The organism is Bradyrhizobium sp. SEMIA (assembly GCF_014844175.1).
GTDB classification, from domain to species: domain Bacteria; phylum Pseudomonadota; class Alphaproteobacteria; order Rhizobiales; family Xanthobacteraceae; genus Bradyrhizobium; species Bradyrhizobium arachidis.
Genome location: NZ_CP046601.1, coordinates 9,241,091 through 9,263,370 on the forward strand (window position 1 = coordinate 9,241,091; position 22,280 = coordinate 9,263,370).

Genomic DNA, 22,280 nt, shown 5'->3' on the forward strand with positions numbered 1-22,280 from the left:
CTCCTCTACGATCTAAAGTTGCATTTATAGCCCAGTTTGGAAGCCGCCGCCATTGCAAGTCCAATTCAAGCGGAGCAATAGTCGGCCCGAAGTGAACGAACGGAGTGTTTCGTGCAGGGAAAAGTCATTGTCGTGACCGGTGCGCTCGGCGCACTCGGCAAGGTGGTCGCCGAGACCGCGCAGTCGCGCGGCGCGCGCATTGCCAGCATCGACTATGCGCCCTCGCAATTTTCGGCAACGCCTGAGCGCATCGAGATCGGCGGCATCGATCTGTCCGACGCTGCGCAGGCGAAGACGGCGATCGAGGCCGCTGCGAAGCATTTCGGTCGGCTCGACGCGCTGATCAACATCGCCGGCGGCTTCGCCTTCGAGACGGTCGGCGACGGCGACATCAAGACCTGGCAGCGCATGCATGCGCTCAACGTGCTGACGGCGCTCAACGCCTCCCACGCTGCGCTGCCGCATCTCGCCGCCTCGAAGGCCGGCCGCATCGTCAACATCGGCGCGATGGGCGCGCTCCAGGCCGGCTCCGGCATGGGCCCCTACGCCGCGTCGAAGGCCGGCGTGCATCGTCTGACCGAGGCGCTGGCGAACGAGTGGAAAGGCAAGGTCACCGTGAACGCGGTGCTGCCCTCGATCATCGACACCAAAGCGAACCGCGCCGACATGCCCAAGGCGGACTTCTCGAAATGGGTGACGCCGCAAGAACTCGCCGAGGTGATCCTATTCCTCGCCAGCGACGCCGCGAGCGGCGTTACGGGGGCGCTGATCCCGGTCGGCGGGCGCGTCTAGTCCGGCACCAGCAGCCGCAGATCACCCTTGAAGCGGATGCTCTGCTTGCCGGCGAGCGCGATGCCCTCGCCATAGGCGGTCTCGTCGGTATAGGTGCCGCTGAAGCCGATGGTCACCACCTTGCGGCCCCATACCGGGCGCTCGTCGAACGAGGGCGAGTGCTCCTCGTTGGTCAGCTCGCCCTTCCATTTGCCGTTGGCCGAGGCGTAGCTGCCATACGCAAAGAAGAATGAATCGCCGCCGCGCATGGTGCCGTCGCGCAGCACCATGACGCCCTGATTGCCGCCCTCGATGCTATCCAGGAACTTGATCCGGATGTGATAGAGCCCGTTCCTGATCGTCATGTCGCAAGCCGCCCACCTGTCCCCGTCCGCAGCATAATCGCACCTTCTGTTCCCGATCAAATGACGCGGAGGGTGAGTCTGATCCGGGCTAGACTGCACGCAACTGATTCTCCGATCGGACGTCCCGTGGAAACCGCGCTCTATCTTCCCGTCAAACGCTTCCTCGAAGAGCTCGGCTTCACCGTGAAGGGCGAGATCGGTGGCTGCGATCTCGTCGGCCTCAGCGCCGGCGATCCGCCGGTCGTCGTGATCGGCGAGCTCAAGCTCGCGTTCAATCTCGAGCTGATCCTGCAGGCGGTCGATCGTGCATCGGCAGCCGATGAGGTCTGGATCGCCGCCAAGATGTCGATCCGCGGCAAGGGGCGCGAGAGCGATGCGCGCTATCGCAATCTCTGCCGCCGGCTCGGCTTCGGCATGCTCGGGGTGACCGATCGCGGCCAGGTCGAAGTGCTGGTGAAGCCGCCGACCGCGGCGCCGCGCCGCGAACCGAAGGTGCGCTCACGTCTCGTCGCCGAGCATCAGCGCCGCCAGGGCGATCCCGTGCTCGGCGGCAGCACGCGCGCGCCGATCATGACGGCGTATCGCCAGCAGGCGCTCGCCTGCGCATCGGCGCTCGCCGACGGTCCGCGGCGCGTGCGCGAATTGCGCGAGCGCTGTCCCGATGCCGGCAAGATCTTGCTTAACAATGTGTATGGCTGGTTCGAACGGGCCGACCGGGGAATCTACGGGCTGACCGAGGCCGGGCACGCAGCCCTGAAACGCTGGCCACAGCAGCGTGTTGGGGTCGACGCCGGTGTCGCGTCACCGCCCTGACACCCGACCGGCGCATAGCTGTGATGCCACACCGATTCCATATTGCAATGCAACATCGGTAGCACTAGGTATCCCGGCATCGAAATGAGGCCGTTATGAGCGCAGACTGGAATACCAAATATGGCACGCGGCGCGTGCGCCACGATCCGCCCACCCTGGACGAGGCGATCTTCGCCGCCGTCGGCATCACCGACGACCAGGAGCAGCAGGCCGAGATCGCCGCAGCGCTGATGGGCATGCCGCTCGACGTCGTTCAGGCCGAGGTGAAGAAGCAGGCCCGCACCAACAGCCGCATTACCGCCACGCGCGTGATCGCCGGCGAACAGGGTGCGCAGCGCTCCGTCGTGGTCGAACGCCGCGTCGTTCGCCGCTTCGGCAACGACAAGCGCACCGGCACCTGAGCGCTCATTTCACGACCCCAAAATACGAAAGCGGACCGGTTTTGCCGGTCCGCTTTTTGATTCGTCCGCTCTTCGAGCTAGGCGGCGCGACTGCCGTACATGCTGGAGATGATCTTCCAGCAGGTCGAGTTGAAGCTGAGAAGCGCGCGACCGGCCTTGAACGGCGCGGCGGCGAGATCGGCGAGCTCGTCTTCGGTCGTCTTGGTGAGATCGATCGTCCCGGTCGATTCGCCATGGCGGAATTGCAGATGCGCGCCGAACTTCCTGGCGAGCGCCCGCATCGCGTGATTCTCGGCGCCGGTGGTGATGCGCAGGCGCTTGAAGCCCTTCCAGCGCGCTTCGGCGATCAGGCGGCTGAACAGGATGGTGCCGACGTTCTGGCGGCGCACTGATGCTTCCACGCTGAAGGCCACTTCGGGCAGCGAATCACCTTCCGGCGGATGCAGCTCGGCCGCGCCGCGCACCACGCCATCGACGATGTAGGCGACGATCACGGTGCCGTCCTCGGCGCAGCGGGCGGCGTAACGCTCGATGAAACTGTCGTCGAGAAAACCGTTGAAGCGGTCGTGACGGCTTGCGGCATCGAGCCTGAGCAGGTGATCGCGCAGAAGCGGCAATTCTTCCTGCTGGCTCAGGGTCCGCACATAGCCCGGAACGGACCTCGTGCGGGCGGTGTCTTCAAGTACCACGTCAAAACTCCTCTTGGTGTCCCTCGAGGAGGCGTTCGAATCCCTAGGCCTCCAATATTGTGCGTCGCAACAAATTTTTCAAGACGGGAACCTGCCCAACTTAGAGGCATCGGAAGCGACTAATTCGTTAACAAAATCAAGGCCCCGTAATCTTACAGGACCAGCTGGGTCTGGGTCACGATCGCGACCAGTTTGCCGTCCTCGGTCTCCAGCCGGGTGGTCCAGACCTGGGTCCGCCGGCCCCGGTGCACCGGGCTCGCGGTGGCGATAACAGTGGTTCCCTCCTTGGCGCCGCCGATGAAGTTGGTCTTGCTCTCCAGCGTGGTCGTACCCTTGGCGTCCTCGGGCAGGTTGATCACGGTCGCAGCCGCGCCGACGGAATCAGCCAGCGCCATCACCGCACCGCCGTGGATGGTGTGGTGAAGCGTGCAGAGATCGGGGCGGACCGTCATCCGCGCCACCACGCGATCCCTATCGGCCTCGACGAACTCGACGCCCTTGAGCTCGGCGAACGGCATCTTCATCGCTTTAAGTTTCTCGAGCGGCGTCATCAAAGTCCTCCCAATTTCTTGTTGTCTCAGGGTGAATGGCTTCGCGCGGCAAAGCAATGACGTCCGAGGTAATGGCCGCCGTGACATCAGAGCCCGCATTTGCGCATATGCTCCTCCCATGCGCCACTTCCCGCCCCGCCGCGTCGTCTGCCTGACCGAAGAGACGGTCGAAACGCTGTACCTGCTCGGCGAGCAGGACCGCATCGTCGGCGTCTCCGGCTACGCCGTCCGACCGCCGCAGGTGCGGCGGGAGAAGCCGCGGGTGTCGGCCTTCGTCTCCGCGGACATTCCAAAGGTCCTCGCACTGGAACCGGACCTCGTGCTGGCCTTCTCCGACCTCCAGGCCAGTATCGTCGCCGACCTTGTGCGCGCCGGCATCGATGTCCACGTCTTCAACCAGCGCGACATCGCCGGAATTCTCGCGATGATCCGCACGCTCGGCGCGCTGGTTGGCGCGAATGGGCGCGCAGAGGACCTCGCGCAAGGTTTTGAGCAACGCCTCGCCGCGATCGCCGCAACGCCCCGCCCTTCGTCCCGGCCAAAAGTCTATTTCGAGGAGTGGGACGATCCGCTGATCTCGGGCATCGGCTGGGTCTCCGAGCTGATCGAGATCGCCGGAGGCGTGGACGTGTTTCCGGAGCTGCGGCATCGGCAGGCCGCGAAGGATCGGATCGTGACGGCCGAGGCTGTGCGCGAGGCCGCGCCCGACGTGATCCTTGCTTCCTGGTGCGGCAAGAAGGTTGTCCCTGGCCGTATCCGCGCGCGTGAGGGGTGGAGTGACATTCCGGCGGTGCGGCATGATCGCATCGTCGAGATCAAGTCGACGATCATTTTGCAGCCGGGGCCGGCGGCTCTAACGGACGGGCTGGATGCGATCGTGAAAGCGCTGTGGGGTGAACGCGCAAGCACCGCCTCTCTGTCGCCGTCATCCTGAGGTGCGAGCTGCGCGGTGCGCAGCACCGTGCAGGGAGCCTCGAAGGATGCACGGCCCCGATGCAGCTCGGCCGTCGCCCTTCGAGGCTCGCCCAGCGGCGCGTCGGCGCCGCCCAGCTCGCACCTCAGAGTGACGGTGATAGATCCTTTCACGTCACCGCATTGACGACCTGATACTCCGGCCGCCGCCACACCTCGCCTGCGATCACCTCCTCGATGATCTCGGCTGCGCGGATGATTTCATCTTCTCCAATATACAGCGGCGTGATGCCGAACCTCATGATGTCAGGCGCGCGGAAGTCTCCGATCACACCGCGGGCAATCAGGGCCTGCATGGCGGCGTAGCCGCCGTCGAAGGCGAACGAGACCTGCGAGCCGCGGCGCGCATGCGCACGCGGCGTCACCAGCTTCAGAGACGGACAACGGCGTTCGACCTCGGCGATGAGCAAATCACCGAGCGCCAGCGAACGCGCGCGGACCTCGTCAATATCAACCCGATCCCAGATATCGAGCGAAGCCTCCAGCGCCGCCATCGCCAGCACCGGCGGCGTGCCGACGCGCATGCGCTCGACGCCGCCGGCAGCCGCATAGCCAAGCTCGAATGCAAAGGGTTTTGCGTGCCCCATCCAGCCCGACAGCGCAGCGCGTGCATCATCGGCATGGCGCGGCGCGACGTAGAGGAAGGCCGGCGCGCCGGGGCCGGCGTTGACGTATTTGTAGGTGCAACCAGCCGCAAAGTCGGCGCCGCAGCCGGCGAGGTCAACGGGCAGCGCGCCGGCCGAATGCGCGAGATCCCACACCGTGACGATCCCAAGCGCATGCGCCTTTGCGGTGAGCGTGGCCATGTCGTGGCGGCGGCCGGTGCGGTAGTCGACCTCGGTGATGTAGAGCACCGCGATGTCCTCCGACAGCGCGGCCTCGATCTGCTCCGGCGCCACCAGGCGCAATTGATGGCCGCGCCCGAACGTCGCGATCAGGCCCTCGGCCATGTAGAGATCGGTCGGGAAATTGCCGGTGTCCGACAGGACGATTTTGCGCGACGCGTTCATATCGAGCGCGGCGGCGAGCGCCTGATAGACCTTCAGCGACAGCGTGTCGCCGACCATCACCGAGCCGGCTTCCGCGCCGATCAGCCGCGCGATGCGATCGCCAACATGGCGCGGCTGGGCATACCAGCCGGCCGTGTTCCAGGCGCGGATCAGCTCATGGCCCCACTCGTCCGTGATAACACGATTGACGCGCTCGGCGACGCCCAGCGGCAGCGCCCCGAGCGAGTTGCCGTCGAGATAGATCACGCCGTCGGGCAGATGAAACAGCGCCCTGGTGTCGTCGTAGACGCGAAGCTTGGTCATGGACATCTCTAGAGAATGGTACGCACGCGCCAGAGCTCGGGGAACAGCTCGACCTCCAGCATGCGCTTGAGATAGCTGACACCGCCGGTGCCGCCGGTGCCGCGCTTGAAGCCGATGACGCGCTCGACCGTCGTGACATGGTTGAAGCGCCAGCGGCGAAAGTAGTCCTCGAAATCGACCAGCTTTTCCGCGAGCTCGTAGAGCATCCAGTGCGTCTCCGGTGCCTCGTACACGATCCGCCAGGCCTGAAGCACGCCTTCGTTGAGACTATGAGTTTCGCGGACGTCGCGCGCCAGTACAGCCGCCGGCATCTTCAGCCCATTGCGATCGGCGAGCCGCAACACCTCGTCATAGAGGCTTGGCGTCGCGAGCTCGTCCTCAAGCAGCTTCGTCGTCTCCGCATCGTGCGCGTGCGGCTTGAGCATGGCGTGATTGCGGTTGCCCAGCAAAAACTCGATCAGCCGATACTGCCGCGACTGGAAGCCCGAGGACTGGCCGAGCTGGGAGCGGAAGCGCGTGTATTCGCTCGGTGTCATCGTGCGCAGCACGTCCCAGGCGTTGTTGAGCTGCTCGAAGATGCGTGACATCCGCGCCAGCATCTTCATCGCGGGCTGCACCTCGTCTTTGGCGATGGCGCGGCGCGCGGCGCTGAGCTCGTGGATGGCGAGACGCATCCACAGCTCGGTGGTCTGGTGCTGGATGATGAACAGCATTTCGTCATGCGCTTCCGAGAGCGGATGCTGCGCGCCGAGGATCGCATCGAGCGCCAGGTAGTCGCCATAGGACATGCGCCGGGCGAAATCGGTCTCGGCGCCTTCGCTTGCAGGATCGTAATCGCTGGACGTCATGACAATCCCTCCCGATCGATCACATCCCTGCCCTTGCTCAGTCGAGGCCGATCAGACGCGCGGTGATCGGCGACGACGGGTCCTTGAGCCCGTCGATCACGGTGAAATGGTTCAGCCCGGGATCGACGACGAGGCGGGTCGGCACGTCGAACCCGGTCCAGACATTGGCCATCAGATCGGACTGGCGGATGAACTCCGGCCGCTCGCTGCCGCCGACCCAGGCGGTCACAGGCGAATGTCCGCGCGGCAGATGCAGCGCGGCGCTTTCGAGGCTCGCCTCCTCCATGGTCATGCGCAGCGTGTCGTTCATCTTGGTCTTCAGCAGCGGACGCAGGTCGTGCAGGCCGCTGATCGAGAGCGTGCCGGCGATGCGGTTGTAGATGGCGCCCTCGAGCCGGCTGTCGTCGCACAGCATGCGGGTGACCAGATGGCCGCCGGCGGAATGGCCGGCGAGCCGGATCGGTCCTGCGACAAGCGAAGCCGCTTTCGCAATCGCAGCGGTGATCTCTGCGGTGATGTCGGAGATGCGCGCCGCCGGCGTCAGCGTGTAGCTCGGCAAGCAGACCGTCCAGCCGTGGTGCCGTGCGCCTTCAGCCAGATCCGTCCAGGTCGATTTGTCGAAGCGCATCCAGTAGCCGCCATGGACGAACACGACGAGGCCCTTGCTGTCGCCGTCGGGCAGGATCAGGTCGAGGCGTTGGCGCTCGCCGGAGCCGTAAACGATGTCAGGGCGAAAATGCTTCAGCCCGGCGCGGTAGGCCGCCGCCCGCTCCGCCCATTGTGCCGGCATTTTGTCGGAGCCCGGGATATGGGCCGAATTGGCGTAAGCATCATCCCAATCGCGCATTGTTGCTCCCGAGGACTCGTCCACCGAACCGGGCGCCAGTCTGCCACCGCTAAAGGCCGCATCCTAGTCTTTCTTTTAAGCTTAAAGGATTTGGGCGCGCCATTGCTTCGGGCAACTGAGCGCTCGAGCCAAGACGTCGTAGGGTGGGCAAAGCGAAGCGTGCCCACGCCCTGGTCATGTCGGATACAACTGGTGGGCACGGCGCAAATCCGCCTTTGCCCACCCTACGAGAGCTGCGGCAGCGCCTACGCCTTCTCCACCCCGCACCATTCCGCGATGAAGAGCGCCATCGCCTTGGTCGATTGCTTCAGCGAGTCCAGATCGACGAATTCGTTGAAGCCGTGCATCTCGCCGCCGCTGGCGCCGAAGCAGAGGCTGGGGATGCCGTAATTGAGGCCATAGAAGCGGGTGTCGGTGAGCGCGGTGAAGACGAGGTCTTCCACCGCGCCGCCATAGACCTTGTTGAAGGCCTTGCCGAACGCGGCTTCCGGCGCGGCGGCGTCGGTCAGTTCATAGCCTTCCGAAAGGAAGCCCGACCATTCCACCTCCGGTGGATTATTGGCGAGGAAGCGGTGGTTGCGCGCGGCGGCGGCGACGCAGGCCAGAATTTCCTTCTGGTGATCGGCCACCGACCAGCCCGGCAACACCGCGATGCGGCAATCGACGTCGCACCAGGCCGGTACGCTGGAGGCCCAATCGCCGCCCTTGATGATGCCGGGGTTGAAGTTGATGGGATGGTTGAGCGTCTTGAAGTGCCGATCGGCTTTGGCACGCTCGTTCCACTCGATCTCGAGCTTCTGCAGCGCCTGGATCAAATGATAGGCCGCCATGATCGCATTCGAGCCCGAGCCGGCAAAGGCAACATGGGTCGGGTGGCCCTTCACGCGCAGGCGAAACCAGATCACGCCGACCTGCGAGCGCACCATCTTGCCGCCGGTCGGCTCCGGAATGAAGCAGGCATCCGCACGATAGCCACGCTGCAATGTCGAGAGCGCGCCGACGCCGGTGCTCTCCTCCTCGATCACCGACTGGAAGTGGATCCGGGCCGTCGGCTTGAGGCCGGCCGCCTTGATGGCATCCAGCGCATAGAGCGCGCCGATCGTGCCGGACTTCATGTCGCAGGCGCCGCGCCCGAACATCTTGCCGTCCTTGATGACCGGCGAGAACGGCGGGGTGTCCCACAATTCCAAAGGTCCAGCCGGCACCACGTCGCAGTGTCCCTGGAGGATCAGCGATTTGCCGGCCTCGGTCGCGGGACGATAGGTGCCGACCACGCTGCGCGCCTTGGAAAAATCGTGCTCGATCGGGCCGAAGCCGCGCAGATCCTTGAGATCGTCGACGTTGATGTGCCAGTCGTCGACCTCATAGCCGCGCGCGCGCAGGAGGTCGCCGATCATGTCCTGGCACGGTCCCTCCGCACCGCGGGTCGAAGGGATCGCGACGAAATCGCGGGTGGTCGCAAGCTGGGCTTCGAAGCCGGCGTCGACGGCGTCGAGAATCCTTTGCTGCGTTTCGGCATTCATCAGGCAACTCCAGGCATTTCAATGATCCTTGGGAGCGCGAAGCTAGCCGATTTCAGCTGTTCGGGTACTCCACAAAATAAGCATCCCGCAATGCATCTTCGAGCAACCGGCCTTCCGAATAGCCATTGAGCGTCGCAGGGCGCGTTACGCCGTCGAGCAGGCGCGGGCAAGGTTCCGGCGCGCCGAGCACGGTACGGACAGGAATGCGCTCGGCATAGATCGGCAGCGCATAGTCCTCGTCGTCGTCGGCAACCCCCTTGGCGCGGACCTTGGCCGAGGCTTCCTCGATCTCCATCGCGATGAAGGACGTCGCCTTGATCTCCTGCGTGTTGCTTGCCCGCAAGGTGGCGGTGCGATCCGGGAAAAAGCGGTCGACCATGGCGACCACCGCCCGCTTCTTCTCTTCCGCGTCGGTGACGAGATAGGCCGTGCCGAACGCCATCACCGCGCGATAGTCGGCGGAATGGTTGAAGCCGCACCGCGCCAGCACGAGGCTGTCGAGATGAGCGACCGTCAGGCAGACGCGCTCGCCTTTGGTCTGGTTGCGCAGCATGCGGCTGGCGCTCGAGCCGTGCCAATAGAGCTTCGTGCCCTCGCGCCAGAAGAAGGTCGGCGTGCAATAGGGCTGGCCGTCGATGACGTAGGAGACGTGGCACAGCATCGAGGAATCCAGGATGCGATGAACCGTCTCGTGATCGTAGAAGCCGCGGTCATGACGGCGCTTGACCTGGTTGCGCGCGACGTCGGGTAGGAATTTGGGCTTTCGGTCTGGCTCACGGCCGCTCCTGTCGGGATTGGAACAATTCCAGGAGAGTTGTAGCGGCCGATTTGGTCTGCGATAGTGCCAATTCCATGCAAAAAATTCCGACCAATTCCTCTGCGCCCGCCAAAGCCGAGCTGCCGCTCGATCTCACCGGGGCGCACATCACGCCAGGCGCTTCCGCCGCGCACCGGCTGTACCAGGCGCTGTGCGAAAAGATCGTCTCCGGTCTCGTCAAACCGGGCGAGCCGTTGCCACCATCGCGCACGCTGGCGAAGCAAACCGGCTTCCGCCGCAACGCCGTCGTCACCGCCTATGAGCGTCTGATCGCCGACGGCTTTGCCGAGGCGACCGTCGGCTCCGGTACGTTCGTTGCGGCGCGCATTCCGGCGCGCGCGACTGAGCCGAAGAGTTCGAAGATCGTAGTCGAGGCGCCCCGGCAAGGAGCGTTCGCGCTTGGCTGCACCCATATCGACGAGCGCGCGGTGCAGCGTTTTCGCGCCTTTGTCGGCCGGCGCATGCGCGCCTTCGGGTCCGAGCATCTGCATTATGGCGATCCCCGCGGCAGCCGCGAGCTGCGCGCGGCGATTGCCGATCATCTGCTGTCGGCGCGCGGGCTGCGCTGCGACCCTGATCAGATCATGCTCACGTCAGGTACGCTGCATGCGCTGCGCATCGTGTTGAGCGCAATCCTGAAGGCTGGCGATCAGGTCTGGTGCGAGGACCCCGGCTACCCTGCCGCACGCAAAACCATCGCGCATTGCGGCTATCGCGCGGTCCCCGCTCCCGTGGACGAGCATGGGATGCGTGTCGCCAAGGGGCGTACCGCAGCGCGGTCCGCGCGCGCGGCCTATGTGACGCCATCGCACCAGTTTCCGCTGGGCGTGCAGATGTCGATGCCGCGGCGGCTCGAGCTGCTGGACTGGGCGAGGCAAGCCGACGCCTTCGTGCTGGAGGACGATTACGACAGCGAGTTCCGCTATGACGGCGCGCCGCTGATGTCGCTCGCCGGCATCGACCACCTCCAGCGCGTGATCTACATGGGCACGTTCGCCAAGACGCTGTTTCCGGGCCTGCGCATCGGCTATTGCGCCCTGCCCGAGCGCCTCATCGCTGACGTCGCCGCCGCGCGTGCTGCGCTCGACCGCTTTCCCGGCACGCTGATGGAAGGCGCGGTCGCGGACATGCTCAATTCCGGCGCCTTCGCCGCAAACCTGAAGCGGGTGCGAAAACTCTATCGCGAAGCGCGCGACGTGCTGGCCGAGACGTTGGAAGCCACATCCGAGGGCGCGTTGTCGGTGCCGGTGCCCTCGCAAGGACTACATCTGGTCGCCCGGTTCGATCCAGCGGTCGATCTGTCGGTCGCGGCAGAGGCCAAGCAGGCCGCCGGTGCGGAAGGCTGGCTGCTCGCCGACACCTATTCGCGCGCCCGTCCCCTGCCCGGCTTCGTGCTGGGATTTTCGGGGCACGCGGTTCCTGAGCTCGTCGCCTCTGCCCGGCGGCTGGCGCGGGAATCGCGCGCAGCCTTGCGCGCCAGAAGCAAATCGGCCCGGCGGGCGTGACGAAGGTTCACTATCAGAATCGCGGGCCCGTCCCTACATTGCGGCATCGATGCCGGGACCTCTCATCATGCCTCTCTACCGTGCAGCCTGCCTCTCGCTCCTGATCTCCGCCGCGCTCGTGACGACGGCGCATGCCGTCACCGTCGGACGCGAGCAGGACATCACCGATCTCAAGCTCGGCCAACGCGTGCAGGTGGACGACGGAACTTGCCCCGCCGGACAGGTCAAGGAAGTGCGGGGCTCGAAGATGACCGACAAGGGCGTGGCGCGGACCGCCACCTGCGTGCCGCGCTATGGTCCGAAATCGAAATAGCGGATCAGGATTTCGCCGGATCGAACATGCACTGAAGGGTCGGCTTGGCGATCTTGGTGAAGGTCGGGCCGATCTCGCTCTGCTTGGACGCCGGCACCCAATCGGTCTCGATCGTCGGCACGCCGGTTTCACTGATGCCGCGCAGCAGCGCCTCGCGCAAATCGCGGTCCTCGACGGCGGCGGCGGCATGATCATGCAGGCAGCCGCACACCTCCTCCGGATGCTCCCAGCGCCCGAGCATGCGCGGCGCACACTGGCGCACGAATTCGCTGCGGGGATCCGGTAGCCTTGATGGAGCGCGCACCTGCGCCTGGGCAGCGCTGATCGTCAGAACAGCTACGAATGCGGCGACGCAGAAACGAGCAATCATAATGGCCTTCATCAGCTGATGTTCTTGAAGGCGATCAGAAGCGCGCGGCGACCACGATCGGCTGCGGGGCCGGAGTGATGGGCGAGCCGCTGTACTGGAAGGTTCCGACGCCGGGCAGGTTGCCGTCCGGCGTACCCGCAAACGAGGAACCCGCGAGCACGAAACCAAAAGCAAGGATGAAGCTGAGTGCGCGCATGATCGTCTGTCCCATTCGATGGCCGGCGGTCCGTCGTCGTCGTTGGGACGCTGATAACCATGCGTCGTTTCGCGCGTGATGCGCCAAAAGCGGAAAATGGTTTCGTCTTCGTGATAATTGTTTCGTCGCGGCCGGAGCGACGAAACATTCGGCGGAAAATCCCAATCTTTTCAGATGGCTCGCCCGGCCGCTCAAAGCCGATTCGCAAGCACCGTCCACACCGGTAGGGATGCCACGCACCGCACGCCGTCACGCCCGTGCCTTCCGCACTTCACATGCATTTTACGTTTTTCTGCTGAAGAGAAGCCCGAACGAAGGCTGGGCCAAGTCGAACGCGAGACGCATCGGCAGCGACCCAAGCCATCGAAACCAGGACGCCCGGTACACCGGGCGCAATCACGTGAGGGATGGCCATCATGATGGCGCAAGATCGCGCAGCGGCGCGCGACGCAGAGACGGGCCGCGCCGAGCAACAATCCATGCGCAACAGCGTCGCTTCCGTCGGCGCGATGTCGCTCCAGTCAGGCCGCGGCTATGACGCCGCGCCGCAAGCGTTCGTGCGGCTGACCGGCTCGCACCTCGTGCGACCGCAATCCAGCCGCGCCACCGTCACCGGGTGAACACAACTACGTCACTGAGTGAAGAACTCGCCGCACTTCTGGACGTTGGCGTCGGCCGGTCCCCACGGCATGATCGGCACCGTCGAGGTCGAGTTTTTCGGCGAGCCCTCGATCAGCTTGTCCGAATAGACCATGTAGACCAGCACGTTGCGCTTGGCGTCGCAGCCGCGCACGATCTGCATCTTCTTGAAGAACAGCGAGCGGCGCTGGCGGAACATGTCGTCGCCCTGCTCCATCTTGTTCTTGAACTTGATCGGTCCGACCTGGCGGCAGGCCAGCGAGATGTCCGAGACCTCCTCGGCCAGGCCCAGCCACCCCTTGAAGCCGCCCTTCTCCGGCACGGTAAAGTGACAGGCCACGCCCTCGACTTCGGGATCGTCCAGGCCATAGGTCGCGAGCTTGTCGTTCGGGCTCATCCATTTGAACACGGTGGAGCGGCGGAAGATCAGATCAGGCTCATCGGCGGCGGATGCGGAAGTGGCCGGCAGAGCCAAAGCCAGGAGGAATAAAGCGAGGCCCTTCAAGCGGATGCCGGAAAGACCGGGGAAACGAGATGACATGAAGTTCTCCGGTAACAAGTCCCCGCAATGTAGGGGCGCGGCAGGCGGACAGGAAGACGACGGCCCGCCAGGCCCGGCCGCCGTTTACCGCTCTGTGAGGCTTTTTTGCTACGTCTTGGACAAAAGTAGCGGACCGCGGAACCGCCGCGCTGGTGAACGCATGACCCCTCTGCGAGACTAATGTCTGATTTGGATTGTGGATTCGAGGATGAACAGCGTGAACGGGTCCGGTTTCTCTACCAAGCCGGCGCGGCTGTGGCGGGTCGCCATTTTGGCGGCGGCGGGTGCGTTCGGCACGACCAGCCGGGCGGACGCAGCGTTTTATTATTGGACGGATTATTCTGACGGATCCTATTACGCCCGGCAGGAGCGGCATCCCGAAATCTCGCGCCAGAAGCCGCAAAAGCAGGGCGTCTCGAGCAAGAAAAAAAGGACTCGTCGCCGAGAAGGAAGCCGGCACGAAGCCGCAAGGGCCGCTCGTCATCGTCGTCTCGATCGACCGGCAGAAGGTGACCATCTACGACAGCAACGGCGTGTTCGCGGAATCGCCGGTGTCGACCGGCATGAAGGGCCACTCGACGCCGATGGGTGTGTTCAGCGTCATCCAGAAGCACAAATTCCACCACTCCAACATCTATAGCGGCGCGCCGATGCCGTACATGCAGCGGATCACCTGGTCCGGTGTTGCGATGCATGCGGGCGTGCTGCCGGGTTATCCCGCTTCGCATGGTTGCATCCGCATGCCGATGGCATTCGCGGTGAAGATGTGGAACTGGACCAAGATGGGCGCGCGCGTCATCGTCGCGCCCGGCCAGATGTCGCCGCAAAGCTTCTCGCATCCGCTGCTCGCCTCGGTGCGCGTGCCGCCGCAGCCCGCCGCCAGCCTCGAGCCGCAGACCAATGCCGGCGACAAGGCCGACAAGGGCGCGGCCGACGTCAAGGCCGCTGAAGCAAAGCCGGTCGAGACGAAGACTGCGAGCGCCGATGGCGCGCTCGAGCTGCGCGCGTCGGTCGGTCACACCGTGATGTCCGACGTGACGACCGGCAATGCATCGGCCCGCGAGGAGGCAAGGGCGCCGACCGACAAGATCGAAGCGGCCACCCAACCCGAGATGAAGATGGCCGAGGCGTCTGATGCGGCCAAGCCGCCGTCGGACGAAGCCGCCAAGCCGGCGCGTGCCGAAGCCAGGCCCGCGGCCTCCGCCAACGAAAAGCCCGCGGACAAGGTCGAGGCCACCAAGACCGAGCCGGCGAGCGCACCGAAATCCGAACCGGCGAAGTCCGAAGCTGCAAAGTCCAAACCCGCGAAAGCCGAAGCCGCCGACACCGCCAAGAAGCCCGACGCGGCCGTGACCGCGACGGCGCCTGCGCCGGACGCCAAGAAGGATGAGACGCGGGTCGCAGACCCTGCGCCCGCGGCAAAGCCGGAAGCGCCCAAGCGGGCCGGCCAGATCGCGGTCTTCATCAGCCGCAAGGATTCCAAGGTCTACGTGCGGCAGAACTTTGCGCCGCTGTTCGAGGTGCCGATCACGATCGCCGCGAGCGACCGCCCGCTCGGCACCCACGTCTTCACCGCCGAGATCGACAAGACCGATTCCAATGCGCTGCATTGGTCCGTGGTATCGCTGCCGGTCTCGGTCCGCGCCGCCGCGCGCGAGGACGACGGACGCGTGTCGCGCCGCAAGGGTGGTGCCGCCGTGATCCCGGTCGCGGCCAAGCCCGTGGTCACACCGGATAGCCCGGCGGAAGCGCTCGACCGCATCACGATCCCCGCCGACACCATGGCGAAGGTCAACGAGATGCTGACATCGGGCGGCTCGATCATCGTCTCCGACCAGGGCATCAACCAGGGCGAGACCGGCGAAGGCACCGACTTCATCGTTCGCCTGTATTAGCCCGCGCGTCGCCACGTCCGATAACGCGGTGTTGAGCGGCCCGCTCGCGCCGGCGGAGTAACATCCGGCCCGGATTCATTTCGGGGGACGCCGCTCATGATGAACCGCAGGACGATGTTGATCGCGGCGCTGGCAGGCACGCTCGCGCCGGCAGGCCGCGCGCTCGCCGACGGCGGCATGAGCCGGATCTCCGCCTACGCGTTTTCCTTCCCTGCCTTGTCAGGCGACGACATCCGCCTTGCCGCTTTCACTGGCAAACCGCTGCTGGTGGTCAACACCGCCTCGCTGTGCGGCTACACCCCGCAATATGCCGGCCTGCAGGAGCTCTGGAGCGAGTTTCGCGGGCGCGGACTGACCGTGATCGGCGTTCCCTCCAACGATTTCGGCGGACAGGAGCCCGGCGGCACCAGCGAGATCACGGAGACCGCGCACCACCAATACGGCGTGACCTTCCCGATCACCGCCAAGTCCGTTGTGGTCGGGGCGAAAGCGCATCCGTTCTACAAATGGGCGGCCGAGGCGCGCCCCCGGGAAGTTCCGCGCTGGAACTTCCACAAATACCTGATCGGCCGCGACGGCTATATCGCCGAGGTATTTTCATCCGCGGTCGAGCCGGCCGACACCCGGGTCAAGACGGCCATCGCGAAGGCACTGGCTGACAGTTGAGGCGCCGCGCCGCAATCCGGCTGGGCACAATTGTGGCGGGGCGCCAAACAGCCGTTGCAATGGCGATGGCCCACCATCTAGGCTAGGATCGTTTGGGGCAGGATGGGTTTTGCCGGAGGCTAAAAGCCGCGGCGGAACAACGGGATCAATCTCGAGGACAACACCATGCGTGTGGCGGCAGGACTGATTTTGGCAAGCGCGATGTCTCTTGCAATGACGGGCGCGGCATGGTCGCAGACCCCGGCCGCGAAGCCCGCAGCCGCGACGCAAGCCGCACGCCCTTGAGCGCCGTGAGAACTGGCTTCTGGACTGGCATTTCTAACCTCCTGTTTGCTCGGCACCGCCCGGCTGCTCGGCCAGACCACCGGCGCTGCCCTGGTCGCGCTGTTCCTCGGCCGCTATCCGCAGGAAGGAACCAGGATCGCGCTGCTGGCCGCCGTCGGCTTTGCGCTATGCGGCGCACTGCTCAGCATGTTGCGCCTGTCGCCCACCGGCGCGCGCGGCGCCGAGCATGTGCGGGTGCAGGACGGGCAGCGGATGAAGGGCGATTGAGCGCGCGACGCCTGGTTTAGAGCGAGGCGCTGCCGGCTTCGCCAAAACAAAAAGGCCGGCTTTGCAGCCGGCCTTTTCGATTCATGTCGCTCGCGATCAAGCCTTGACCAGCGGGCCCTTCGAGGTCGGCCCCTTCGAGCCGCCGGGGCCGCCGCCCGGCTTGGACTTGCCCGGCGGGCGCTTGCGGGTGCCGGGCAGCTTTTCCTGCTTCGGCGTGACCGGGCCCTCGACGAACTCGAAGCCGATCTTGTCCTTGGTCTCGTCGGCCTCGTCCTTGACGAGGACGACGCGGACGTGGCCACCGCCCTTGAGCTTGCCGAACAGCACCTCGTCGGCCAGCGGCTTCTTGATGTGCTCCTGGATCACGCGTGCCATGGGACGCGCACCCATCTGCTCGTCGTAACCGTGCTGGACCAGCCAGGCCTTGGCGGGTTCGGACAGCTCGATGGTGACGTCGCGATCGCCGAGCTGCGCCTCGAGCTGAAGCACGAACTTCTCGACGACGGTGCCGATCACCTCGACGCTGAGATGGCCGAACGAGACGATGGCATCGAGACGGTTGCGGAATTCCGGCGCGAACTGCCGGTTGATCGCCTCGTGGCGTCGCCTTCCCGCTTCGAGCGCGTGAAGCCGAACGCCTGCTTGGCGAGATCCGCCGCGCCCGCATTCGTGGTCATGATCAGGATCACGTTGCGGAAGTTGACCTGCTTGCCGTTGTGGTCGGTGAGCCGGCCGTGGTCCATGATCTGGAGCAGCACGTTGTAGAGATCAGGATGTGCCTTCTCGATCTCGTCGAGCAGCACGACGCAATGCGGATGCTGGTCGACGCCGTCGGTGAGCAGGCCGCCCTGGTCGAAGCCGACATAGCCGGGAGGCGCGCCGATCAGGCGCGACACGGTGTGCCGCTCCATGTATTCGGACATGTCGAAGCGCAGCAGCTCGACGCCGAGCGTCGCCGCGAGCTGCTTGGCGACCTCGGTCTTGCCGACGCCGGTCGGACCCGAGAACAGGTAGCAGCCGATCGGCTTCTCCGGCTCGCGCAGGCCGGCACGCGCCAGCTTGATCGAAGCGGCAAGGGACTCGATCGCCCTGTCCTGACCGAACACGGTGCGCTTCAGGGTCTGCTCGAGATGCTTGAGCACCTCGGCATCGTCCTTCGACACGCTCTTCGGCGGGATCCGCGCCATCGAGGCGATCGTGGTCTCGATCTCCTTGATGCCGATGGTCTTCTTGCGCTTGTTCTCGGCCACCAGCATCTGCGCCGCACCGGACTCGTCGATCACGTCGATCGCCTTGTCGGGCAGCTTGCGGTCGTGGATGTAGCGCGAGGACAGCTGCACCGCAGCCTCGATCGCCTCGTTGGTGTATTTCAGCCGGTGGTAGTCCTCGAAATAAGGCTTGAGGCCCTTGAGGATCGCGATCGCATCCTCGACCGTCGGCTCGTTGATGTCGATCTTCTGGAAGCGCCGCACCAGCGCGCGGTCCTTCTCGAAGTGCTGCCGGTATTCCTTATAGGTCGTCGAGCCCATGCAGCGGATGGTGCCCGAGGCGAGCGCCGGCTTGAGCAGGTTCGAGGCATCCATCGCCCCGCCCGAGGTCGCGCCCGCACCGATCACGGTGTGGATCTCGTCGATGAACAGGATAGCGTTGGGATGAGCTTCGAGCTCCTTCAGCACCTGCTTCAGGCGTTCCTCGAAGTCGCCGCGATAGCGCGTGCCGGCGAGCAGCGTGCCCATGTCGAGCGAGAACACGGTTGCAGCCGCCAGAACCTCCGGCACCTCGCTGTCGACGATGCGCTTGGCGAGACCTTCCGCGATCGCGGTCTTGCCGACGCCGGCTTCGCCGACGAACAGCGGGTTGTTCTTCTGCCGGCGGCACAGCACCTGGATCGCACGGTTGATCTCGGAATTGCGTCCGATCACCGGATCGATCTTGCCGTCGCGCGCCTTCTTGTTGAGGTTGACGCAATAGGTCTCGAGCGCCTCGCCCTTCTTCTTGGCGTCCTCGTTGCCCTTGGCCTCGGTCTCCTCGTCGACGCCGCGAACCGGGCGCGCCTCGGACACACCAGGCCGCTTTGCGATGCCGTGGCTGATGTAGTTGACCGCGTCATAGCGCGTCATGTCCTGCTCTTGCAGGAAATACGCTGCATGACTTTCACGTTCGGCGAAGATCGCGATCAGCACGTTGGCGCCGGTCACCTCTTCGCGACCGGACGACTGCACGTGGATCACCGCGCGTTGGATCACGCGCTGGAAACCGGCCGTCGGCTTGGCATCGTCGGCGCCATCCGTCACCAGATTCTCGAATTCGGTCTCAAGATAGTTGACGAGGCTCGTGCGGAGCTTGTCGAGATCGACGCTACAGGCGCGCATGACCGCAGCTGCATCGGAATCGTCGATCAAAGAGAGCAGAAGATGCTCGAGCGTCGCGTATTGGTGATGACGCTCGTTTGCGATCGCCAGTGCACGATGCAGGGATTGTTCAAGGCTTTGGGAAAAAGTCGGCATTCGCGTCCTCTATGGCCCCCACCATCATGATCGCCATCGCCCGGTCAGGCAACAACAACCTTTGTCACATATAGTTATACAAGATCGCGGCGAAAGACCGGTTCCGCGACTCGGCAGCGACACGCCTGCGGTATTTTCAATGCAAAACCCGTTCCGATTTGGGCAGGACTACCCATTTGGGCAGGATTGACGCGCGCGCCGATGTTCGTCGGATCATGCAGCGGGATCTGCTGCCGTCACACACCACACAAACAGAACCACTCTAAGGAACGCGACGCGCGATTACTTCTTTTCCATCACGCATTGCAGCGGATGCTGGTGCTTGCGGGCGAAATCCATCACCTGCGTCACCTTGGTCTCGGCAATCTCGTAGGTGAACACCCCGCACTCGCCGATGCCGTGGTGATGGACGTGCAGCATGATCTTGGTCGCAGCCTCGACATCCTTCTGGAAGAACTTCTCGAGCACGTGGACGACGAATTCCATCGGCGTGTAGTCGTCGTTCAGGATCAGCACGCGATACAGGTTCGGCCGCTTGGTCTTGGGCTTGACCTTGGTGATGACCGACGTGCTCGGCGCAGTCGGGCCGCCCGAGCGGTTGTCGTCATTGCTCATACGCGGAGCGTGGGCAGCGGCTGGCGCGGACAGGTCGAGTCTGGAAGACAGGTGCGGCATGGCTCAGGTGTTCAAATTCCCAACGGAAGCGGATTACGGCTCGCCGCGCAACCCCGCCCTCCGGAGCTTCGCACTGGCGCGCCGCCTTGTTGGATCGCCGCTCCCGACGGATCCGGTCCAGCCGGATCGTTCGCTAGCAATATGGGCCTGCCCCCGGCTCGCCGCAAGCGTGCAAAGGTCTGGCCGATGCGGCCGCGGCGGTCCCGACTCCGGTCCGGGCGATCCTGGCCAAGGTTAATCAATCCGGATCGATTTGACAAAAATTTCCGCCCACCCGTTTAGAACCTGTTGACCAGGAACCCGGCTGCAACGCGGCCGCGACGGTTTCTCGCGGGGTATCTCCGGTTTTCTACGGCCCCGTTTACCTGCCGTTCAAGGGCTTGGCGCGAAATCGGGCAAAATTTACAGATTTCGGGGATCGTCATGTTTCGCCTGCCCGTTATCCGCCGTCTTGGTCGACAGCTCGCCCGCTTTGCAGCGGCCGAGCAAGGCAATATCGCCGTGATCTTCGCCATCGCGCTGGTCCCGGTGCTGACATTCATCGGCGCCGCGGTCGACTACAGCCGTGCAGTCCAGGCCCGCACCTCGATGCAGGCCGCCCTCGACTCCACCGCGCTGATGCTCTCCAAGGACCTGTCGACCGGTGCCATCACCACGTCGCAGCTGAGCACCAAGGCGCAGCAGTATTTCAACGCGCTGTTCACCGGCACCAACGCGATCCCGACGGTCAGCGTCGCGGCCACCTACACCGCGAGCACCAGTATGGGCTCGACGATCCAGGTCACCGGAAGCGGCACCTACACGACCAGCTTCATGAAGATCGCCGGCTTCCCGACGCTCGACATCGGCACCACATCCACCAGCGCCTGGGGCCTGGTGCGCATGCGCGTCGCCATGGTGCTCGACAACACCGGATCGATGGCCGACGACGGCAAGATGCCGGCGATGCAGACCGCCGCCAAGAACCTCGTCGATCAGCTCAGCGCCCTCGCCAAGACCAATGGCGACGTCTACATCTCGATCGTGCCGTTCGCCAAGGACGTCAATGTCGGCGCCAGCAATTACAACAAGTACTGGATCGACTTCAGCGACTGGGACGCCGCCAACGGCAGCTGGAGTTGCACATCGGGCAGCAACAATAATTGCAACAATTGGAAGTGGACGCCGGCCGATCACAGCACCTGGACCGGTTGCGTGGTCGACCGCGACCAGGACTACGACACCAAGAACACCACGCCGACCAGCGGCAATGCGGGGACGCTGTTCCCGGCCGACCAATATTCGTATTGCCGATCCGGAAGCTCGGCCTATCTGCAGCCGATCGTGCCGCTGAGCTACGACTGGTCCTCGCTCAAGACCGTGATCGACAACATGAAGCCGACCGGCAACACCAACCAGGGCATCGGGCTCGCCTGGGGCTGGATGACGCTGTCGACCGGCGATCCCATGAACGCGCCGGCCAAGGACACCAACTACACCTACAAGGACGCGATCGTGCTGCTCTCGGACGGTCTGAACACGCAGAACCGCTGGTACAACAATGCCTCGCAGATCGACGCGCGGCAGAAGAAGCTGTGCGACAACGCCAAGGCCGCGAACATCACGATCTACACGGTGCAGGTCAACACCGGCCACGATGCGACCTCGAGCGTGCTGCAATATTGCGCCAGCAGCTCCGACAAGTTCTATCTGGTCACGTCGGCGGACCAGACCGTTTCGGTGTTCAAGGACATCGGCACCTCGCTGTCCAAGCTGCGCGTGGCGCGCTGAGGCCACCCGCCACAACAACAACAACAAAAGCCCGGCTGGATCAGCCGGGCTTTTTGATTCCAGGATGACCGGGAAGGCTTAGTTGGCGGCCGGGGTGAACTTCGAGACGATGGTCTCGACCGGCTTGAACGCCTGCTTGGCGAGGTCGCTGTAGAGGCCGGCGATCTTCTGCGATTCCGCGACGAAGGTCTCGTAGGCGGAACGGGCGAAATCGGTCTGGGCTTCCATGGCCTTGTCCAGCGACTTCACGCCGGAAAGCTTCTCGACGAAGGACTTGGTGTCTTCGAACGACTTCTTGGTGTAGTCGCCATAGGCGCTCGCGATCGCCTGGAGGCCGTGCTGCACCGAGGTCGCGGAGGCGACGCACTGCTCGAACTGCTCTTTCCCGTAGTTCTGAAAGTCTTCAACCTTGAACATTCGCAATCCTTTTCCCTGGCTCTCGTCGGGAAGCCCCGGCTCCCTGACTCTGCCCACAATTAGTGCAACGCACAAAAATGTCAAGAATCTTGTGCGACGCACAAAAGCAGATGCAAGAATGGATGCAAGTCGCGGAAATTCCCGGGCGTTCCCGCAATGGTTCCTTAAGCTTTTGGAAACCGCGGCGCCCTACCCTGATTCCCTGGACGTGTTCAGCTTCCGCAGGCGGTCAAAAGCCGTTTGAGAACATCACCTTAGCCAGAACAGCGGCTCAGGCCGAACGTCTCCCGTGGCGAACGCCAGCGGAGGGACAGCTTGAGCAGG

22 protein-coding genes and 4 pseudogenes are annotated in these 22,280 nt (G+C 64.4%); 12 read left to right on the forward strand and 14 right to left on the reverse strand.

Going from position 1 to position 22,280, the window contains the following annotated elements:
* Window positions 1–111: 111 nt before the first annotated feature.
* Window positions 112–792: an SDR family oxidoreductase gene (locus FOM02_RS44295; protein ID WP_027557663.1), complete on the forward strand. Its 681-nt coding sequence runs from the start codon at window positions 112–114 to the stop codon at window positions 790–792.
* On the opposite strand, the gene FOM02_RS44300 is transcribed toward FOM02_RS44295, so the two are convergent.
* On the reverse strand, window positions 789–1,136 hold the full coding sequence (locus FOM02_RS44300; protein ID WP_027557662.1) for a GrlR family regulatory protein: 348 nt from the start codon (window positions 1,134–1,136) through the stop codon (window positions 789–791). The genes FOM02_RS44295 and FOM02_RS44300 overlap by 4 nt on opposite strands.
* A 126-nt stretch (window positions 1,137–1,262) precedes the next feature.
* Between FOM02_RS44300 and FOM02_RS44305 the strand changes: the two genes are divergently transcribed.
* Entirely contained in the window at window positions 1,263–1,949 is a 687-nt protein-coding gene (locus FOM02_RS44305; RefSeq protein ID WP_027557661.1) for a DUF2161 domain-containing phosphodiesterase, read from the forward strand.
* A gap of 95 nt (window positions 1,950–2,044) precedes the next feature.
* Window positions 2,045–2,350, forward strand: coding sequence for a hypothetical protein (locus tag FOM02_RS44310; RefSeq protein ID WP_015686575.1), 306 nt, complete (start codon window positions 2,045–2,047; stop codon window positions 2,348–2,350).
* Between the two features lie 77 nt (window positions 2,351–2,427).
* Here FOM02_RS44310 and FOM02_RS44315 read toward each other — a convergent pair whose 3' ends face one another.
* Entirely contained in the window at window positions 2,428–3,039 is a 612-nt protein-coding gene (locus FOM02_RS44315; RefSeq protein ID WP_027557660.1) for a GNAT family N-acetyltransferase, read from the reverse strand.
* Between the two features lie 152 nt (window positions 3,040–3,191).
* On the reverse strand, window positions 3,192–3,590 hold the full coding sequence (locus FOM02_RS44320) for a PaaI family thioesterase (RefSeq protein WP_027557659.1): 399 nt from the start codon (window positions 3,588–3,590) through the stop codon (window positions 3,192–3,194).
* Between the two features lie 118 nt (window positions 3,591–3,708).
* On the opposite strand from FOM02_RS44320, the gene FOM02_RS44325 reads away from it, so the two are divergent.
* Entirely contained in the window at window positions 3,709–4,524 is an 816-nt protein-coding gene (locus FOM02_RS44325) for a cobalamin-binding protein (protein WP_027557658.1), read from the forward strand.
* A 148-nt stretch (window positions 4,525–4,672) separates the two neighbouring features.
* Here the strand turns inward: FOM02_RS44325 and kynU are convergent, their stop codons facing one another.
* The 5 genes from kynU to FOM02_RS44350 all read right to left on the reverse strand — a co-directional run bounded on the left by kynU (window position 4,673) and on the right by FOM02_RS44350 (window position 9,754).
* Window positions 4,673–5,875, reverse strand: a complete 1,203-nt coding sequence (gene kynU / locus FOM02_RS44330) for a kynureninase (protein ID WP_027557657.1) — start codon at window positions 5,873–5,875, stop codon at window positions 4,673–4,675.
* Between the two features lie 8 nt (window positions 5,876–5,883).
* The gene (gene kynA / locus FOM02_RS44335; RefSeq protein ID WP_027557656.1) at window positions 5,884–6,723 is read right to left on the reverse strand and encodes a tryptophan 2,3-dioxygenase; all 840 of its coding nucleotides are present in this window, start codon (window positions 6,721–6,723) and stop codon (window positions 5,884–5,886) included.
* A gap of 37 nt (window positions 6,724–6,760) precedes the next feature.
* Window positions 6,761–7,570, reverse strand: coding sequence for an alpha/beta hydrolase (locus FOM02_RS44340; RefSeq protein ID WP_027557655.1), 810 nt, complete (start codon window positions 7,568–7,570; stop codon window positions 6,761–6,763).
* Window positions 7,571–7,815: 245 nt separating this feature from the next.
* Window positions 7,816–9,093, reverse strand: a complete 1,278-nt coding sequence (locus FOM02_RS44345) for an ArgE/DapE family deacylase (RefSeq protein WP_027557654.1) — start codon at window positions 9,091–9,093, stop codon at window positions 7,816–7,818.
* Window positions 9,094–9,145: 52 nt separating this feature from the next.
* Window positions 9,146–9,754 carry a pyridoxamine 5'-phosphate oxidase family protein gene (locus FOM02_RS44350; protein ID WP_265441168.1) on the reverse strand — a complete coding sequence of 203 codons (609 nt, stop codon included), beginning with the start codon at window positions 9,752–9,754 and terminating at the stop codon, window positions 9,146–9,148.
* 191 nt (window positions 9,755–9,945) lie between these two features.
* Between FOM02_RS44350 and FOM02_RS44355 the strand changes: the two genes are divergently transcribed.
* Window positions 9,946–11,415, forward strand: a complete 1,470-nt coding sequence (locus FOM02_RS44355) for a PLP-dependent aminotransferase family protein (RefSeq protein ID WP_027557652.1) — start codon at window positions 9,946–9,948, stop codon at window positions 11,413–11,415.
* A 67-nt stretch (window positions 11,416–11,482) separates the two neighbouring features.
* A complete protein-coding gene (locus tag FOM02_RS44360; RefSeq protein ID WP_027557651.1) occupies window positions 11,483–11,728 on the forward strand; it encodes a DUF6719 family protein in 246 nt (81 codons plus the stop codon).
* A 4-nt stretch (window positions 11,729–11,732) separates the two neighbouring features.
* Here FOM02_RS44360 and FOM02_RS44365 read toward each other — a convergent pair whose 3' ends face one another.
* On the reverse strand, window positions 11,733–12,098 hold the full coding sequence (locus FOM02_RS44365; RefSeq protein ID WP_027557650.1) for a hypothetical protein: 366 nt from the start codon (window positions 12,096–12,098) through the stop codon (window positions 11,733–11,735).
* Between the two features lie 34 nt (window positions 12,099–12,132).
* Entirely contained in the window at window positions 12,133–12,294 is a 162-nt protein-coding gene (locus tag FOM02_RS44370) for a hypothetical protein (RefSeq protein WP_167336512.1), read from the reverse strand.
* Window positions 12,295–12,710: 416 nt separating this feature from the next.
* Here FOM02_RS44370 and FOM02_RS44375 point away from each other — a divergent pair, with 416 nt between their 5' ends.
* Entirely contained in the window at window positions 12,711–12,914 is a 204-nt protein-coding gene (locus tag FOM02_RS44375; RefSeq protein ID WP_027557649.1) for a hypothetical protein, read from the forward strand.
* 11 nt (window positions 12,915–12,925) lie between these two features.
* Here FOM02_RS44375 and FOM02_RS44380 read toward each other — a convergent pair whose 3' ends face one another.
* Window positions 12,926–13,474, reverse strand: a complete 549-nt coding sequence (locus FOM02_RS44380) for a CreA family protein (protein WP_027557648.1) — start codon at window positions 13,472–13,474, stop codon at window positions 12,926–12,928.
* A gap of 208 nt (window positions 13,475–13,682) precedes the next feature.
* Here FOM02_RS44380 and FOM02_RS44385 point away from each other — a divergent pair.
* The 4 genes and pseudogenes from FOM02_RS44385 to FOM02_RS44395 all read left to right on the forward strand — a co-directional run.
* A pseudogene (locus FOM02_RS44385) lies at window positions 13,683–15,369 on the forward strand (L,D-transpeptidase family protein).
* 96 nt (window positions 15,370–15,465) lie between these two features.
* A complete protein-coding gene (locus tag FOM02_RS44390; RefSeq protein ID WP_027557646.1) occupies window positions 15,466–16,035 on the forward strand; it encodes a glutathione peroxidase in 570 nt (189 codons plus the stop codon).
* 165 nt (window positions 16,036–16,200) lie between these two features.
* A pseudogene (locus FOM02_RS47460) lies at window positions 16,201–16,311 on the forward strand (polysaccharide deacetylase family protein); the annotation flags it as partial.
* Window positions 16,312–16,359: 48 nt separating this feature from the next.
* Window positions 16,360–16,587, forward strand: a pseudogene (locus FOM02_RS44395) (MFS transporter); the annotation flags it as partial.
* 96 nt (window positions 16,588–16,683) lie between these two features.
* Here the strand turns inward: FOM02_RS44395 and clpA are convergent.
* Window positions 16,684–19,094: pseudogene (gene clpA / locus FOM02_RS44400) on the reverse strand (ATP-dependent Clp protease ATP-binding subunit ClpA).
* Window positions 19,095–19,376: 282 nt separating this feature from the next.
* The gene (gene clpS, locus FOM02_RS44405; RefSeq protein WP_027559691.1) at window positions 19,377–19,709 is read right to left on the reverse strand and encodes an ATP-dependent Clp protease adapter ClpS; all 333 of its coding nucleotides are present in this window, start codon (window positions 19,707–19,709) and stop codon (window positions 19,377–19,379) included.
* 483 nt (window positions 19,710–20,192) lie between these two features.
* On the opposite strand from clpS, the gene FOM02_RS44410 reads away from it, so the two are divergent.
* A complete protein-coding gene (locus FOM02_RS44410) occupies window positions 20,193–21,539 on the forward strand; it encodes a vWA domain-containing protein (RefSeq protein ID WP_027559692.1) in 1,347 nt (448 codons plus the stop codon).
* A gap of 78 nt (window positions 21,540–21,617) precedes the next feature.
* Here the strand turns inward: FOM02_RS44410 and FOM02_RS44415 are convergent, their stop codons facing one another.
* Window positions 21,618–21,956 (reverse strand): phasin family protein, encoded by a 339-nt coding sequence (locus tag FOM02_RS44415; RefSeq protein ID WP_024341049.1) that lies wholly within the window; start codon window positions 21,954–21,956, stop codon window positions 21,618–21,620.
* Window positions 21,957–22,280: the final 324 nt, after the last annotated feature.